Below are 18,224 nucleotides of genomic sequence, written 5' to 3' on the forward strand. Positions count from 1 at the left end.
AATTCTACGCGACTTCTTTCCGCCATAACAATAGCCATGATAATGAGAGGGATGTTCGCATAGGGTGCATATGGAGTTGGAGAGTGTCGCTCTACTGGTAAGGAAGGATACAGTGCTATGAGATCCTTATATTTATTGGACTTTACGGACAAGTATGAGGAAAAATCGTTATTGAAGAGATGGCATCATTGCCGTCTCTTTTTTGTTTCATATTTTTAATTTTGCACTGACTCTGGTTCCCGCTGCCGCATCCTACGATCACAAGCATGAAAATGAGCGTTGATGCTTATGTTTAATCCCTCTCTGCTCTGCTAGGTGACGGGAATCATAGACGTACTTACGTCAGGTTGCTACGATGTTCCATGGAAATTAAGTGAAAGTGATCACAAGAAATTACAGAAGGAGTTATTTATCGTGAAAAGAATCGTAACACTGAGCACCCGTAAACTGATGGATACCGCAAAACACGGCGGATGCGGCGCATGCCAGACCTCTTGCCAGTCCGCTTGTAAAACTTCCTGCGGCGTTGCAAACCAGAAGTGTGAAAATGCAATGAACAGATAGGATTCGGAATTTTACCGCCCATTGCTCTGCTGATGGGCGGCTATTTTTAAGAAATGGACGCTTCCTCTAAAGGATGGCAAAGCCGTTTCTACTTGTGTGCAAAAGGAGCTTGATTAGTAAGTATGATTCATCAATATAAACTAAACGGATACAATATCGTGCTCGATACCTATAGTGGCTCGGTGCATGTTGTTGATGACCTGGCATATGAAATTATAGAACTTTATGAGAAAACTCCTGTCGACAAAATCGTGACTATGATGATGGATAAATATAAGCATGATTCCAGTATTTCTGAGAGCGACATTCAAGAAACCATCGTGGATATCGAGGAGCTTATAAAAGATGGACAGCTCTTTACAAAAGATGAGTATGAGAACCTCTCGCTTGATTTAAAAAAACGAAAAACTTATGTCAAAGCGCTCTGCCTCAATGTTGCGCATACCTGTAATCTGTCATGCGACTATTGCTTCGCCAGCCAGGGGAAATACAACGGAGACCGAGCGATCATGAGCTATGAGGTTGGACAAAAAGCTATCGATTACCTGCTTGAAAATTCGGGCCATCATCGAAACCTGGACATCGACTTTTTCGGCGGGGAGCCGCTTTTGGCTTGGAAAGTGGTTAAACAGATCGTAGCTTATGCAAGAAGTAAAGAACAAGAATACAAAAAGAAGTTCCGCTTCACCTTCACGACGAACGGGATGTTGCTGAACGATGAGGTCACCGAGTTTTTAAATCAGGAAATGTACAATGTCGTATTGAGTCTGGATGGAAGAAAAGAGGTTCATGACCGGCTGCGCCAAACGGTTAACGGAAAAGGCAGCTACGATCATATTGTTCCGAAGTTCAAGGAATTCGTTCGTAAGCGCGGGGACCAAGAGTACTATGTTCGAGGAACTTACACTCGTAACAATGTCGATTTCACCAACGATATATTTCATATCGCAGACCTTGGTTTTGACAAAATCTCTATGGAACCAGTCATCTGTGATCCAAAGGAGCCCTATGCACTTACCGAGGAGGACTTGCCGGAGATATACAACCAGTACGAAATTCTCGCCAAGGAAATGATCGGTCGCGGTGAACAAGGCAAGGGGTTTACCTTTTATCACTACATGCTTGATCTCTCAGAAGGGCCTTGCATCCAGAAGAGAATCACTGGCTGTGGGTCAGGAACCGAATATCTTGCCGTCACCCCTTGGGGAGAGCTTTTTCCTTGCCACCAGTTCGTAGGGGATGAAGAGTATAGCATGGGGAACCTCTGGGATGGCATCACAAAGCCTGAGCTGCAATGTCAATTCCAAGAGAGCAACTGCTACTCGAAGCCGGAATGCAAGGACTGCTGGGCTAAACTCTACTGCAGCGGTGGTTGTCCTGCCAATGCACTGCACGCGACGGGTTCTCTGGTCGGAACCTATGACTTCAGCTGTGACGTCTTCCGCAAAAGAGTTGAATGTTCCATGATGGTAAAGGTGGATGAATCCATTAGAGCGATGGAAGAACAACCTAACTAATTAAAATAACGGATCAATAAACCATAACCGAGAAATAGACACTTTTAAATAAAGTGCTCTTTCTCGGTTTTTTGTTTTAACTATCACTATGATCATAGAGTGTCTTCTTCATCGGCAATCAGGATGTGAAATTCTCAACGTGACAGCCTAATCTGTTTAGTGGACAGAGAGGGCTTTTTTAATGTGCGAATCTATGATTTTTCTCTTTGACCACAAATATATATGACTAAAGTCATGATAAATTCGTGATTTATCGTATTTTTTTGTCGAAAAATAAACTATTTTCTAAGAAATGTCGATATAATAGGATAGAAATCTGCTTTTCTGTATTAATTGCAATTACGGAAGCGTTAACAATTATATGAATAGTCATTCAACAAGGAGGAAAGCAATGTTAAAAAAGTTAGGCAAGATTGGATTGGCTTTTATATTAGTCATTGGACTGCTACCGATGATTTCACTCCGGGCATACGCTGCCATACCCTCATTCACCCAAACGGTGGACTTTCCCATTCAGCCTCCAGTTACAAACGCCTCGGGTAAGAATGTTTCTGATGTTGATGTTCTTCCTGACGGAAGTACCGCAGTAGTGTTAAACACATTCGCTTATCAAGGCAATTCCTACGTTTATTCTTATTTTTTGAAGATTTTTGACCGCACGGGAGCTCCTAAAGCGGATATTCCTCTAAGCAACTTAATGGAAACCTACTACCAGATGATTGATGTGAACATGCTTGCGCTAAGTAATGGCAATATCCTGATTACTTACAATAAAAGCGACAGCGGAGCTAACAATTTGCAATTGGGGTCTGTTAGGGAGAATAATCCCAACGCCTATTTTATGGTGCTAAACCAGTCAGGACAAAAGGTAGTTGGCCAGACGCAGATTAATACATACTCTGCTGCCAGTACCCCGGCACTCACGCGGTTTATATCTATAACGGAATTGTCCGACGGCAATATAGCTTTTTCCTGGCAGCGAAACGACAATATGAGCACGGCTACACGTGTATTCTCTGTTACGGGTACCCCGGTCTCGAGTGAAACGCTATTGGTTAACCATAATGCGAGCATGTCTTATGTATCCGCTGGAGACGGTGTATATATGGTTGCTTATAATTCGGGAGTAGGACCTCAGTCGGATAAAATGTATCTAAAAATATTCAGTAATAAAGGAGATCTGTTAAACACAATTGATAAAGGAATAAGAACGAATGAAAAACAGCTCTATTTGTCTACGTTGAACAACGGGAATTTCATGTTCAGCCAATATTACTATATAACGGACTCTTCAACGGTTTCTTTATATGATAAGAACGGTACGAGTAAGGGTGATTTTACAGTAAGTGGCTATCTAGGTGAATCTTCGGCTGCTATTTATAGAGATGGTGCAAATCCGGGATTCGTAACTGTAAGTACGGACCCTACTTCTACCAATGCCATCAATGATGCGTACAACAACTTTAAAGAATGGTCGGGAACGCAGTATGCTTACCTGAATTATTATGACAATGACGGTAATTTGGTCTTTACATCGGATCAGCCGGTGGATTCCGCTCCGGTGGCTATGCAGGGTTTCAATGTAGCCACTTGGATGTACGCTGTGGAATATTATCCAAGCTTCCGATTGTATCCCACCTTTGGCGACAATCTTGTCTTGGTGACAACCGATAATACGGATGCTGATCATTATAGAATAACTGCAAAATTATTTGAGACAGGAGCTCCGGCACCGGCAGCCATCATTGACTATGCTGCTGAGCAACTGACCGGACTGACGCCAAACAGCGCGTACTCGGTTAACAACGGTACGGCGGTAACGGCGACAGCAGAGGGGAAGCTGGCTATAGACAGTAGTTGGTTGGGAACGTCACTGAGCATCGTGAAAAAAGGTGATGGCTCAACGACAACGGATAGCCCAGCACAAACGCTGATTATTCCATCCCGTCCAGGGGCACCGACTGGTGTAACGGCGACGAATGAAACGGCAATAAGTGCTAACGATGGTACATTGACCAACGTAACAACTGCCATGGAGTATAAGAAGGGTGAGGTGGGTACTTGGACGAATATTCCAGGTGCAACCGTAACGAGACTTGTTCCGGATATGTACTATGTCCGGACAAAAGCGACGGTGACGGCGTTTGCGTCAGAAGCGAAGAGCGTGACGGTGGCTGCGTTCGTGGGAACACCGGAAGCGACACCAGCAGCCATCATTGATTATACAGCAGAGCAGTTAACTGGTCTGGCGCCAAGCGGCTCATACACGGTGAACGGTACGGCAGTAACAGCGACAACAGATGGTAAGCTGACCATTAACAGTGGTTGGTTGGGTACGTCGCTGAACATCGTGAAAAAAGGCAATGCCTCGACGACATTGGATAGCGCGGCGCAGACGCTAAGCATTCCGTCACGTGCAGAGGCGCCGACTGGTGTGATAGCGACGGGTGAAACGGCGATCAGTGCTAACAATGGTACTTTGACGAACGTGACAACCGCGATGGAATACAAGAAGGGTACAGCAGGTGCATGGACGAATGTAGCAGGTGTAACCATAACGGAACTTGTTCCAGACACGTATTATGTGCGGACGAAAGCAATGGCGACGGCATTTGCTTCAGAAGCGCAGAATGTTACGGTGGCTACTTTTGTGCCAACGCCGGAAGCAACACCGATAGCGACCATTGATTATGCGGCAGAGCAGTTGTCAGGCTTGACGTCAAGTGGCTCGTACACAGTAAACGGGGCTTTGGTAACAGCGACAACTGATGGCAAATTTGCTATTGATAGCAGTTGGTTGGGGACGTCACTGAGCCTTGTGAAGAAGGGCAACAGTTCGACGACTACGGATAGCGCGGCGCAGACGTTAAGCATTCCGATCCGTCCAGTGGCGCCGATAGGTATAACGGCGACGGACGAAACGGCGATCAGTGCTAACAATGGTACTTTGACGAACGTGACAACCGCGATGGAATACAAGAAGGGTATGGCAGGTGCGTGGAAGGATGTGACGGGTGTAACCGTAACGGAACTAGCTCCAGACACGTACCATGTGCGGACAAAAGTGACGGCAACGGCATTTGCGTCAGCTTCAGTGCAAGTGGCGGTGGTTGCTTTTGTAGCAACACCGGAAGTGGTGCCCTCAGCCGTTATTGATTATTCGACTGAACAACTGACAGGCCTCACGCCGAATGGCTCGTACACAGTAAACGGGGATTTGGTAACAGCAACAACTGATGGCAAATTAGCAATTGGTGGCAGTTGGTTGGGAACGTCGCTGAGTATTGTGCAGAAAGGCAATGGCTCGACGACAACGGATAGTGCGGCGCAGGCGTTAAGCATTCCGTCCCGTGCAGGGGTGCCGACTGGTGTAACGGTGACAGATGAAACGGCGATAAATGCCAACGATGGCAAATTGACGAACGTAACAACCGCGATGGAATACAAGAAGGGCACAGCAGGGGCATGGACGGATGTGTCAGGCACAACCGTAACAGGGCTTACTCCTGATACGTATTATGTCCGGACGAAAGCGACTTTGACAGCATTTGCGTCAGAAGCGAAGATCGTGATGGTGGCTACGTTCGTGCCAACGCTGGAAGCAACACCGACAGCCATCATTGACTATGCGGCAGAGCAGTTGACAGGCTTGACGCCAAGTGGCTTGTACACGGTAAATGGTTCAGCGGTTACGGCGACAGCAGATGGTAAGCTGGCCATTAATAGTAGTTGGATAGGAACATCGCTAAGCATCGTGAAGAAGGGCAACAGCTCGACGACAACGGATAGTGCGGCACAGACGCTAAGCATTCCGTCCCGTTTAGTGGCGCCGACTGGTGTGACAGCAACGGGTGAAACGGGAATGAACACAAACGATGGTACGCTCATCAATGTTACTAGTGCGATGGAATACAAAAAAGGCACAGCAGGTGCATGGACAGATGTACCGGGTACAAGCGTGACGGGACTTACTCCTGACACGTATTATGTGCGGACGAAAGCAACAGCGACGGCATTTAGTTCGGCTTCGGTGCAAGTGACGGTATCGGCATTCACGAAAATGCCAGAAGCGACGCCAGCGGCCGTCATCGACTATGCTACTGAACAGTTGGCAGGCCTGACGCCAAGTGGCTCATACATGGTAAACGATACAGCGATTACGGTGTCAGTAGATGGCAAGCTGGAAATAGATAGCAGTTGGTTGGGAACGTCACTGAGCATCCTTAAGAAAGGTGACGGTTCAACAACAACGGACAGTGCGGTACAGACGTTAAGCATTCCATCTCGTGCAGCGGCTCCGGTAGGAGTGACTGTTACGGATGTAACGTACAATGGAGCTAATAACGGCACCATTCAGAATCTGACAGTCCAAATGGAATACAAAATAGGCAGCACTGGTCTTTGGACAGAAGTTACAGACACAATGATTACTGACCTTGCGCCGGACACGTATTATGTTCGGGAAAAGGCAACGGCAACAGCATTCGCTTCTATTGCCGCTCAGATTACTGTTCATGACTCGAATGCGGTCATCCCTTCCGCGCCTGAAGTCACGGCTGATGATCTGAACAATACGATTGTTGGTCTGGACACAAGTATGGAATTTTCAGTGGACGACGGACCTTACGTACGGTACGACGGAACCAACTTGCCGGATTTGAGTGGTGAGCACATTGTTAAGGTACGGGTGGTAGCTAGCGGGTCCGTTCCGGCGGGACCGGCAACCACGTTGACCTTTACAATTAATATGCTTAACCCTGCCGGTGGCTTGAACGTGATCGCCATCGATCCAAGTGGCTCGGCAAATAACGGCTATTCACAAATCACTGTTACGCCTACATTGGCTGATGGACATAAGCTCTTTTATAAGAACTTTGGCGCTGGTAGCGTCGTCGTACCAAATGTGGGAGATATCCTGACTGGATACACGCTTCTAGGCAGTGAGGGATTGGTTCCAGCAGCCAACGGGGATACGATTGGGATTGCAGAGGTAGATGCTGACGGCAAAGTGGTGAAATACGGTAGTGCAACAGCAGCTGTGGCGGCTGATCCCGTATCACCGGGTACTGATCCGGTCAGCCCAGGTTCCGGAAGCAACTCGAATAGCGGAAGAACCCCCGGTAATGCGAACACAGTTGTTACCGATGTGATCGTCCTCGTTAATGGTAAGGAAGAGAATGCGGGCAAAGCAACAACAACGACCTCAGGAAACGTGGGAACGACTATTATTGTCGTTGACCCAGCTAAACTCCAAGCGAAGCTGGACGCGGAAGGTAATGGGGCGGTGGTGACCGTTCCTGTGACGCTGGATTCCAACATCATCGTCGCTGAGTTAAACGGTCAAATAATTAAGAACATGGAGAACGCATCGGCTACCCTAGTGTTTCAGACAAGTAAAGGTACTTATACTTTGCCAGCTGACGAAATCAATATTGATGCGTTAGCTAAAAAACTTGGAAGCGGCTTGAAGCTGGAAGATATCACACTGAAGATTACGATCAGCGAATCCTCAGCATCCATGAACCAGGTAGTGGCGGGTGCGGCAAGCAGAGATGGCTTCACACTCGTTGCACCGTCACTAGATTTCACTGTTACCGCTACTTACGGTACATCGACAGTGGAAGTGAGTCAGTTCAATGCTTACGTAGAGCGGATAGTGGCACTTCCAGGTGGTATTGATCCGAATCGGATTACGACTGGAGTCGTTGTGGAGCCAGATGGCACAGTGCGCCATGTACCGACTAGATTCGTTCTGAAGGACGGCAAATACTACGCAGTTATTAAGAGTGTGACGAACAGCTCGTATTCGATGATCTGGCATCCGCTGACTTTTGCGGATGTGGAGAATCATTGGGCGAAGGACGCAGTGAACGATATGGGATCTCGTCTAGTAATTAATGGAGTGAACAAAACGACCTTTAACCCGAATGCAGATATCACCCGGGCAGAGTTCGCGGCGATCATCGTACGCGGTCTGGGACTGAAGCTTGGAGAAGGAAAGACTGCGTTTACGGATGTGCCAGTGAATAGCTGGTATGCAGGTGCGGTTGAAACGGCATCCGAGTATGGTCTGATCACTGGTTTTGAGGACGGGACATTCCAACCGAATGCTCCAATCACACGCGAGCAAGCCATGAACATTATCGCCAAAGCGATGAAGTTAACTGGTCTTGCGGACCAGACTGGCATAGTGGATGCAACAAGTGTACTTGCTGCCTTTACTGATGCCGGCAACATAGGTGTCTGGGCTAAGGACAGTCTGGCACTTGCGGTCAAGGCTGGCTTGATTAGTGGCCGTGGCGACAATAAGCTGGAGGCAAAGGCTAATGTCACCCGCGCGGAAGTGGCAGTTCTGATTCAGCGGTTGCTGCAGAAATCGGGTCTTATTGATTAGAGCAAAATGAGTAATGGAAGAGCGGATTCAGCATAGGGCTGAATCCGCTTTTTTTTGTTTGGCTCATTTTTGGGTATATCCTTGGACAAACGCTAATTCTAGAATTGAAGTACCTATTATGTATAAAAAATGAAGAATTTACGGTTCGAATTTATTTTTATAGATCTGACTGAGGGTAGTGGCTTGAACTTGCAGTTTCACAGTAATGAGAGAAAAATTCTGATACCAAATATTTATATTAATCTTAAAAATGAAACATGTAGGGTTAAATAAAAGACACAGGGAGTATATCCAAGGTTATAAGTAAACAAATGGAATTCTCTGTCCTCTTTCAACTCTCAAAACACAAAAGCAAATTGCTAAGGCATTAGATTGTGCCGCAGAACTGCTTGCTATGCGTAAATAGTAACTTACTGAGCTGGTTAATCTTTTTAAATGATTATTTTGATATGTTTGGTGATTCTGTAAGTAATTCAGCAGGACAGATAATTGTGAAATTAGTGTCTTTAATAAAAACAAAAATGTTTTAGTTGTGGAGCCCTTTGGTTCATCAATTAATACAAAGGCAGACTATGTTGATAATGGAGAGATTCCTTTTAAAAGGACTAAGAATGTTAATAATCTAGAATTTATAATCGAAGACTTGAAGTTTATGACAAGAGGAAAATACGAAATATTCATTGGAAGAAAAGTATTACCTCAACAGATCAACTAAAATAGGATCGATCACAATTTATGTATTATTCTTGATATTTATTCCGAAGCGGTTAAATTAATACGGAAAGTTGTGAAATTTGAGAATTGATTAACATATCTAACTATATCATTTATATTGTGTTTAATTTTAATATTTTTTGGGTGTGAATTCATTTGATTAGGGATCAACGTATAAAGGTTATTCACATCTCTCTTTTGGCTTTCTGGTATTGAAGACACTAATTATACGAATTAAATATTGTCTTTAAGGAGTTATTGATCTTAAGCCAATACATTGTTAACATATCCTCATTTAACTTTATCCTGAATAAAATGAAGGACTTTTAGTGACTAAATTACTTTATTTATCCCAATTCTTATTTAAAAAAATGGATCTAACTTATCAGCCGTAGCCTGATCTGCCAAGCATTTTCAATAACCATCGGATGTTCACTGATTGCTATAGCGACCATCTTACTAAAACAACATTTTTGACGATCATATCTAATCCTATGGGTTCAAATCTAATAGTAAATGCTATGTCATTATTATATGTTGGAACACCACTTAGTTGATGATAAAATGTAGGAATCAACTAAAAAGAATTGTCGAGTATTAGCAAATTTTATATTGAGATTAAACCTTTTTTTAAGTCAGTCTATTTAAATTTAAACTCTCTCGTACATTCGCATTATTAGGATGCAACTTGTATAAAATTTATTAATTTGAGGAGCCGTACAGATGCGTAATGAAAAAAAAACTTCAAAAAAACTAATGCCAAAACGGAAAATATATGCTATTGATTTATTTTGTGGTGCCGGAGGATTAACAAAGGGAATGGAAAACGTAGGAATTGATGTCCGATTAGGAATTGATATTGATCCAGCTTGTACTCATCCCTATAACTACAATAATAAGGCTCAGTTTCTTTTAAAAAACATAGAAGAAGTTACGGTAGACGAGTTAGAAAGAAAGTATAGAAAAAATGGAATTAAGTTGCTGGCGGGATGTGCCCCATGTCAGACATTTTCAACATATAATCGTAAAGCAGATCAGACTGATAAACGTTGGTGGCTACTAATGCAATTTGCGAGATTAATAAAGGAGGTTTCTCCAGAATTAGTTACAATGGAGAATGTACCTAGTCTAATTGATCAAGACGTGTTTATAAAGTTTTTGGAAGACTTAAAGAATGCAAATTATCATGTGAGTTATCAAATTGTAAATTGCGCGGAGTATGGTCTGCCCCAGCAACGTAAAAGATTAGTTTTGCTTGCCTCAAAGTTTGGTGAAATTGAACTTTTAAGTCCTTCAGAGATGGGGGTTAAACCTATGACAGTGCGTGATGCGATTTTTAATTTGCCGCATATTGACGCTGGTAAGGTTTGCAGTAGTGATCTTTTACATCAATCTTCCTCACTTTCTGAGACTAACCTGTTACGAATAAAAGCATCAAATCCGGGCGGGACATGGCTAGATTGGGATAATGATCTTGTAGCCGAATGTCATAAAAAAAACTCAGGAAAGACTTATCGAAGTGTTTATGGAAGGATGGAATGGGATGAACCAGCCCCTACAATAACTACACAGTATTTTGGTTTTGGTAATGGGAGATTTGGTCATCCAGAACAGGATAGAGCAATCTCTCTACGCGAGGGGGCAATTCTACAAAGTTTTCCTGAAGAATATAGTTTTGTTGAGCCAGGAGAAAAAATCAGTATAAAAGCTGTTGGTAGGATGATTGGTAATGCGGTCCCTGTAAAACTGGGTGAAGTTATTGGCAAAAGCTTATTAGCACACGTAGCTCACCATGAAGCGATAAATAATGGTAAGGGAGGCGCGTCTGTTGCAGCAACAAACCAATAAAAACCTTTCATTCAGTCAGAACGTCCCCGACCCAGGTCAACTTGTTGAAGTTAGACGACGTCATTGGGTAGTTAGCCAGGTTCAAGGGTCCTCGTTCTCTACTGACTTAAATAGGCAACAGCATTTAGTAACCCTCGCTTCATTAGAAGAAGATTCTCTAGGTGAAGATCTTCAAGTCATATGGCAGATAGAACCTGGTGCAAAGGTTATGGAAAAGGCTGGTCTCCCTCAGATTACTGGATGGGATACAAACGAAAGGCTTGAGGCTTTCCTGGATGCAGTTAGATGGGGGGCAGCAACTAATGCAGATCGTTCTTTTCTACAAGCTCCATTTCGTAGTGGGATATCGATAGAAGAGTATCAACTAGATCCTCTTGTGAGGGCTGTTGATATGGCTCGTGTTAACTTATTAATTGCAGATGATGTTGGTTTAGGTAAGACAATTGAAGCTGGATTGGTAATACAAGAACTTCTAGTACGTCATAGAGCACGGACTGTCTTTATTGTTTGCCCAGCCTCCCTTCAGGTGAAATGGCAAACTGAAATGCAGGAGAAATTCGGCCTTGAATTTCGAATTGTTGATACTGATTATATAAAACAACTGCGACGCGAGCGTGGAATACATGCTAATCCTTGGGCCTCCTTTCCGCGACTTATTTCGTCTATGGATTGGATGAAAAGCGGTGAGGGATTACGACTGCTCAAGGACATTCTACCTCCTCAAATAACTTATCCACGCAAATTCGACATTTTAGTAGTCGACGAGGCACATAACATAGCGCCAACGACTTCTAGTAAGTATGCACTTGAGAGCCAACGTACAAAACTAATTCGTACCATTTCACCTCACTTTTCAAATCACTTATTTCTGAGTGCGACACCGCATAATGGATATCAGGAGTCTTTTACTTCATTACTTGAACTACTCGATGATCAGCGATTTGCAAGAACAATTATGCCTGATGAAAAGCAACTTCAAAGGGTAATGGTTCGCCGACTAAAAAGTGACATAGTAGATAGTAATGGTCAGCCTGTATTCCCTGTTCGAAAGCTAGAGTGTCTTGAAGTGGACTATTCCATTGAGGAGAGAGACATTCATAAGCTACTGGGGGAATATATAACTAGTAGATCAAGTAGTGTTCGTGGAACTCGTTATGAGTTCGGGACGGATTTCATTCATACATTACTAAAAAAAAGATTGTTTTCTTCTCCTATGGCTTTCGCAACAACACTAGAAAAGCATAGAGATACCCTTAGAAAAGGGTGGGAAAGTCCTGCAAAAGATACATTAGATAATCGGATTCTTCGAAAGGCGATCTTGCGCACGGAAGAAGAATATTCCAATGATGCACAAGCTGAACAGTTCAATAATGAGGCGATTGAAGTAGCTAGTGAGCTTACAGTTCCCTTAACGGTAATACAAACGGAAATGTTAGATCGTCTTTCTGGCTGGGCTGATAAATTTAAGAACCGTTTGGATTCAAAAGCAAAAGCAATACTTAGTTGGTTAGATACTCATCTTAAGCATAATGGGCAACCGAATAATAAGCGGGTGATATTATTTACTGAATATCGGGCCACACATACATGGTTACACCAAATTCTAGTTAGTCATGGTTATGGTGGGGAGCAGCTAATGTTTTTGCACGGTAGCATGCTTCCCGATGAACGGGAAATTGTTAAGGCGGCTTTCCAAGCGGACCCGCAGATATCCCCAGTTCGTATTTTATTAGCAACTGATGCTGCTTCAGAGGGGATAGATTTGCAGAATCACTGTAATTATCTGATTCATATCGAGATCCCGTGGAATCCAAACGTTATGGAACAACGTAATGGTAGAATAGATCGACACGGTCAGAAGGAAAATGAAGTATATATCTGGCATCCGGTAGGAAAAGGTTTTGAATTTGATAGTTCACAAAGAAAAATTAGCATAGGTCAGGTTACTGGTGACCACGAATATCTGATGCGTGCTGTTCTTAAAATTGATAGGATTCGGGAGGACCTAGGTACAGTTGGTCCTGTTATTGCATCACAAATTGTAGAGAAGATGCTTGGGAGACGTAATTCAATGGATACAAGTATTGCAGAGACTAAGGCAGCCCAAGCTCGTCGTTTTGTTGCTGCTGAAAAAAGGATGGAAGAAAAAATTTCTCGTCTTCATGCGCGGCTATTAGAGGCAAAAGAGGAGTATCATCTTTCACCTGCAAATATTGAAAGGGCAGTGAAAGTAGCTTTAGAAATTGCTGAAAAGCCGGGGCTTAATCCAATTTCAATTGGTAATATTTTTGAGATACCTATATTACCTGGATCATGGGGAAGGGCGACATTAGGACTAGACCATCCCCATACAGGCGTGCGTCGCCCAATAACATTTGACCATAATGTAGCAAAAGGAAGAGACGATGTCGTACTTGCGCATTTGAATCATAAACTCGTTCAAATGAGTCTGCGCCTATTACGTGAGGAATTGTGGAAATTAGATGACGTTAAGCAACTCCATCGTATATCTTTTCGTTCAGTTCCTGATAGGGATTTTGTAACACCCATTGTCACGGTTTGGTCAAGACTAGTTATTATCGGCGGCAATCACCAGCGACTTCATGAAGAAATGACATTATCAGGAGGGGAACTAGGGAAAAGCGGGTTCTCTAGAATAGCGCAATTGGGTAGATTAGAATCATTTATTGAACAATCAACTGCTCTGGAACCATCAGAATTATTATTTAATTCGCTCAAAGAAAAATACGAAAGCCAAGAAAAGTCTATTCTAGCAACTATTGAGGCTAGATCGCGTGATAGATTAAAGTATTTAGAAAACAGCTTAAACCGACGGAAAGATGGAGAAATTAAGGATGTTTTAACAGTTCTAGATGACTTGGAAAAGAGCATAAAAAGTGAATTAAAAGATCAAGGGCCTCAGCAAATTGAATTGCAACTATGGCAAGAGGATCAAAGAAATCAGCTTCGTCGAGATATAGATGCACTTAAGGAAAGACTCAAACGTATTCCAAATGAGAGAAAAAATGAAGCTATTGCAATAGAAAATAGATATAAAAATATTGTTGATCGAACGTTTCCGGTAGCGGTTGTATTTCTTGTGCCTGAATCGGAACTTGGAAGGATGAAACAGAGTGAATAGACATACAGAGTGGCTGTCTCTAATAGAAGTGTCAGGTCCTTTTTTAACGGTTCCTCTCTTAGAAAAAGCATTTCCTCAAGGATTGGAGTCGATTGAAACACCAAGAAGAGCACGTCTTCGTTCGGCTTATGATGAATGGTGTGAGGCTAGAGACGCACAAGATTCGCTGTTATCAGAACTTCATAGTGAATGGATATGGTTAGTGATTACTGAACTCTTAGAATATGATAGTTATTCTTTGATTTCGAACTCAAAATTATCTTTTCCTTACAGTATAACTTCTCCTGAGCAAAATGGACTGTTCATGCCTGATTGGATTGTTAAGAGTAATCAAGATGAAAACCCAAGACTCTTTATTTCTATTCAATCTCCTGAAATTAGTCTTGAGGCGGCCGAGAATGATGATGGCTGGCCAAATTCTATTATAGAGAGAATGACATCGTTATGTAGAACCTCAGGTGTTAGACTCGGTCTTGTTACCAACGGTGAGCGATGGGTATTGATAAACGCTCCAGTAGGTGAGACTTCAAGTCATGCTTCGTGGTATTCACGACTTTGGTTTCAAGAACCGGTAACATTAAAGGCATTCCAGTCATTATTAGGAGTACGGCGTTGCTTTGGTCCTCAGGAAGAAACTTTAGATGTTTTACTAGAAGAATCGTTAAAACATCAGGATGATGTGACGGATACCCTAGGTGAACAAGTTCGTCGTGCGGTTGAAGTACTAATACAATGTCTAGATAAAGCTGATCAAGATCGAAACCGTGAGTTATTGCAGAATGTGGCCACGGCTGAGCTATATGAAGCAGGTCTTACAGTTATGATGAGATTGGTGTTCTTGCTCTGTTCAGAAGAAAGGGGATTATTGTTATTAGGTGATCACTTTTACGATCAACATTATGCAATTTCAACCTTACGTAGTCAATTAGTGGAAGAGGTCGACCGTCATGGACCAGAATTGTTAGAACGTCGATACGACGCTTGGGCACGATTACTAGCTGTATTTCGTATGGTTTATGGAGGAATTGATCATGAATCACTTCGAATGCCAGCTCTTGGTGGCTCATTATTTGACCCGGATAGATTTCCCTTTTTAGAGGGTAGGAAAAAAGGAACCAGATGGCTTGATTCAGAAGCTAAACCATTACCAATTGATAACAGAACAGTGCTTCTTTTGTTAGAATCATTACAAGTATTGAATCAACATGATGGAGCTTTGCATTTATCCTATAGAGCACTAAATGTTGAACAAATAGGACATGTATACGAAGGGTTACTTGAACAAACTGTAACGCGGGTACCAGATGTAACTTTAGGATTAATAGGTTCGCAAAAGGCTAAAAATCCCAATGTTTCGCTTTGCAAACTTGAATTAGAGCTAGCTGAAGGGGAGCAGGAGCTCGTAAAATTTATTAAGGGAGTCACAGAACGTAGTGAGACAACTATCTGTAATGCCATTAACAGATCAGTTGAAGAGGCACAAGTAAGTCGGCTGCTTGCGATATGCGGTGGGGATGTCGCACTTGTAAAACGTATAGAGCCATTCATACACTTGATACGACCAGATGCTTGGAATGATCCTATTGTCTACCTAGCGAAATCTTTTATAGTTACTATCGGAGTAGATCGTCGTGAAACTGGTACTCACTATACACCAAGATCACTTACAGAGCTTATCATTGCAAAAACTTTGGAGCCATTAGTATATGATGGTCCTGTAGAAGGTAAACAACGTTCAGATTGGGTGTTAAAGCCTTCAAATGATTTATTGAATCTTAAAATTTGTGATCCTGCAATGGGTTCGGGTGCATTTCTTGTACAAACTTGTCGTTGGTTGGCTGAACGCCTTGTAGAAAGATGGGGGATTGAAGAACAGTTAGGAAAGGTCATAACAATTAGTGGCGAAATTCTGGATGGTATTAATTTTAAAGATCCGCTGCCGAAGGATCTAGACGAACGATTACTCATTGCAAAGCGGCTAGTTGCAGAGAGATGTCTTTATGGTGTCGATATTAACCCCTTGGCTGTCGAGTTATCAAAACTATCAATTTGGCTGATAACTATGTCTAAGAATCTCCCGTTTGGTTTTTTGGACCACAATTTACAGCATGGTAATAGCTTAGTTGGAATATACAAGCTTGAACAGTTAATTCATTTAAGGATAATTCCTGACCAAAATCATCGACAGCTTAATATCTTCAGTAAAACGATTGAAAATCTTAATTCTGAAGTAATTGATATAAGGAAGAGATTGCGCGAAACACCGATAAGAGATATCAAAGATGTAGAATACATGTCGCGCTTGAATAGTGAAGCGAGGAATAAGTTATACATCGCTGATGTTGTAGCCAATGCGATTATTAGTGAGATTTTACAATCGGGATTTAACTCTAAGGATATTAATATTGGATTGGATGCCCTTTTAGATAAGGTTGAGGCATTAGCTAATTGGGATAATCAACTGAATCCAATGGATGTTTCTGAGGAAATGAAAGAATTGTCGTCAAGTCTGTCTCGAAATAAAATGTTTGGTAAACCATTTCATTGGCCTTTGGAGTTTCCTGAGGTTTTTATTAATGGTGGATTCGATGCTGTTGTTGGTAATCCTCCATTTATGGGGGGGCGTCGTTTAAGGGGAAACTTAGGTGATGTTATGATGAACTGGCTGGTGGTTAATTGGCCACATGCTAGTTTGAACTCAGATTTATGTGCCTTTTTTTATTTAAGGGCGGCATCACTTCTTAGAACTAACGGTGAACTTGGCTTCCTAGCTACAAAAACTATTGGTGAAGGTGATACCGCACGCACCGGGTTGGCTTTTCTGATGGATAATTACAATATTAATATACGATATGCTAAATCTTCTTTTACATGGCCGGGGACAGCATCTGTTACGGCTGCTCTTGTTATTGCATGCATGGGCGAATGGGACGGATTAAAGTATCTAGATGAAAGGCCAGTAGCAATTATTTCTCCAAATCTTGATGATCAGGAAGGATGGGGCGAGGCTGTCTTGCTGGTAGAAAATAAAACAAGAAGTTTTCAAGGGTCTGTGTTGGCTGGTAAAGGATTCATTCTTACTACCGAGGAAGCTTCAGAGTTTATTAAAAAGAACCATAATAACAAGCGAGCATTATTTCCATTTTTAAGTGGTGAGGATATAAATTCTCATCCTGAACATAAAACAGACAGATGGGTAATTGATTTCCGAGATTTAAGCTTGGTTGAATGTCAAAAACAATGGCCAGAACTAGTTGAACGGTTACTTATCTTAGTAAAGCCAATAAGAGAAAAGGTTCGACGAGAAGCACATCGCAAATATTGGTGGCATCATGGTGACAAACGTCCCGCACTTTATAAGAAGATTAAAAACAAAGAAGAGGTATTCGTTATTTCAAGAGTAACTAAATATCTAGCAATTACATTGGTTCCAGCAAAGCAAGTATTTGGTGATGCAGTATGTATTTTTGATTTACCATCCTGGGCAAGTTTTGCTGCTCTTCAATGTACATTTCATGAGATATGGGTACGACGTGAGAGTTCGACAATGGGAGAGAGAATTAGGTATACACCATCAGATTCTTTTGATACTTATCCATTTCTCCATTTGAAAAATGATCAACTAGAATCAGTTGGAAAAAAATATCATGATCTTCGAAAGACGGTAATGATATCACGGAATGAAGGTATGACTTCAATTTATAATCGCTTTCACAATCCCGAAGAGGTAGACGGGGATATTGTAGAGTTGAGGGAACTTCATGCACAAATGGACAAAGTTGTAGCCGGTTCGTATAGGTGGAATGATCTTGATCTAAAACATAGTTTTTATGAGACAAAACAGGGTGTTCGCTATACTATTTCCGAATCGGCGGCAAGAGAAGTACTTAAACGCATACTAAATCTAAATCACAAGATTTATCAACAAGAAAATATAAGTGATGGTAAATCAACAAAGTCACGGAGTACAAAAAAAAGGCAACCGACAAATCAACTTACACTTTTTGATTAATCAAGGTTGTATCGATCAGTATCATGAAAAAAC

Annotated in this window: 6 protein-coding genes; all 6 read left to right on the top strand. The window is 42.4% G+C overall.

Annotated elements, in window-relative coordinates:
• Positions 1-414: 414 nt before the first annotated feature.
• The 6 genes from scfA to NST74_RS03430 all read left to right on the top strand — a co-directional run bounded on the left by scfA (position 415) and on the right by NST74_RS03430 (position 18,191).
• Positions 415-564, top strand: a complete 150-nt coding sequence (gene scfA, locus NST74_RS03405; protein WP_076098734.1) for a six-cysteine ranthipeptide SCIFF — start codon at positions 415-417, stop codon at positions 562-564.
• Between the two features lie 122 nt (positions 565-686).
• A complete protein-coding gene (gene scfB, locus NST74_RS03410) occupies positions 687-2,081 on the top strand; it encodes a thioether cross-link-forming SCIFF peptide maturase (RefSeq protein ID WP_341110388.1) in 1,395 nt (464 codons plus the stop codon).
• Between the two features lie 391 nt (positions 2,082-2,472).
• Positions 2,473-8,475 carry an S-layer homology domain-containing protein gene (locus NST74_RS03415; protein WP_341110389.1) on the top strand — a complete coding sequence of 2,001 codons (6,003 nt, stop codon included), beginning with the start codon at positions 2,473-2,475 and terminating at the stop codon, positions 8,473-8,475.
• A gap of 1,437 nt (positions 8,476-9,912) precedes the next feature.
• Positions 9,913-11,037 (top strand): DNA cytosine methyltransferase, encoded by a 1,125-nt coding sequence (locus NST74_RS03420; protein ID WP_341110390.1) that lies wholly within the window; start codon positions 9,913-9,915, stop codon positions 11,035-11,037.
• The gene (gene drmD / locus NST74_RS03425) at positions 11,018-14,179 is read left to right on the top strand and encodes a DISARM system SNF2-like helicase DrmD (RefSeq protein WP_341110391.1); all 3,162 of its coding nucleotides are present in this window, start codon (positions 11,018-11,020) and stop codon (positions 14,177-14,179) included. The genes NST74_RS03420 and drmD overlap by 20 nt, the downstream gene beginning before the upstream one ends.
• Positions 14,172-18,191 carry an Eco57I restriction-modification methylase domain-containing protein gene (locus tag NST74_RS03430; RefSeq protein WP_341110392.1) on the top strand — a complete coding sequence of 1,340 codons (4,020 nt, stop codon included), beginning with the start codon at positions 14,172-14,174 and terminating at the stop codon, positions 18,189-18,191. The genes drmD and NST74_RS03430 overlap by 8 nt, the downstream gene beginning before the upstream one ends.
• Positions 18,192-18,224: the final 33 nt, after the last annotated feature.

The organism is Paenibacillus sp. FSL F4-0125 (assembly GCF_038008565.1).
GTDB lineage: Bacteria > Bacillota > Bacilli > Paenibacillales > Paenibacillaceae > Paenibacillus_AQ.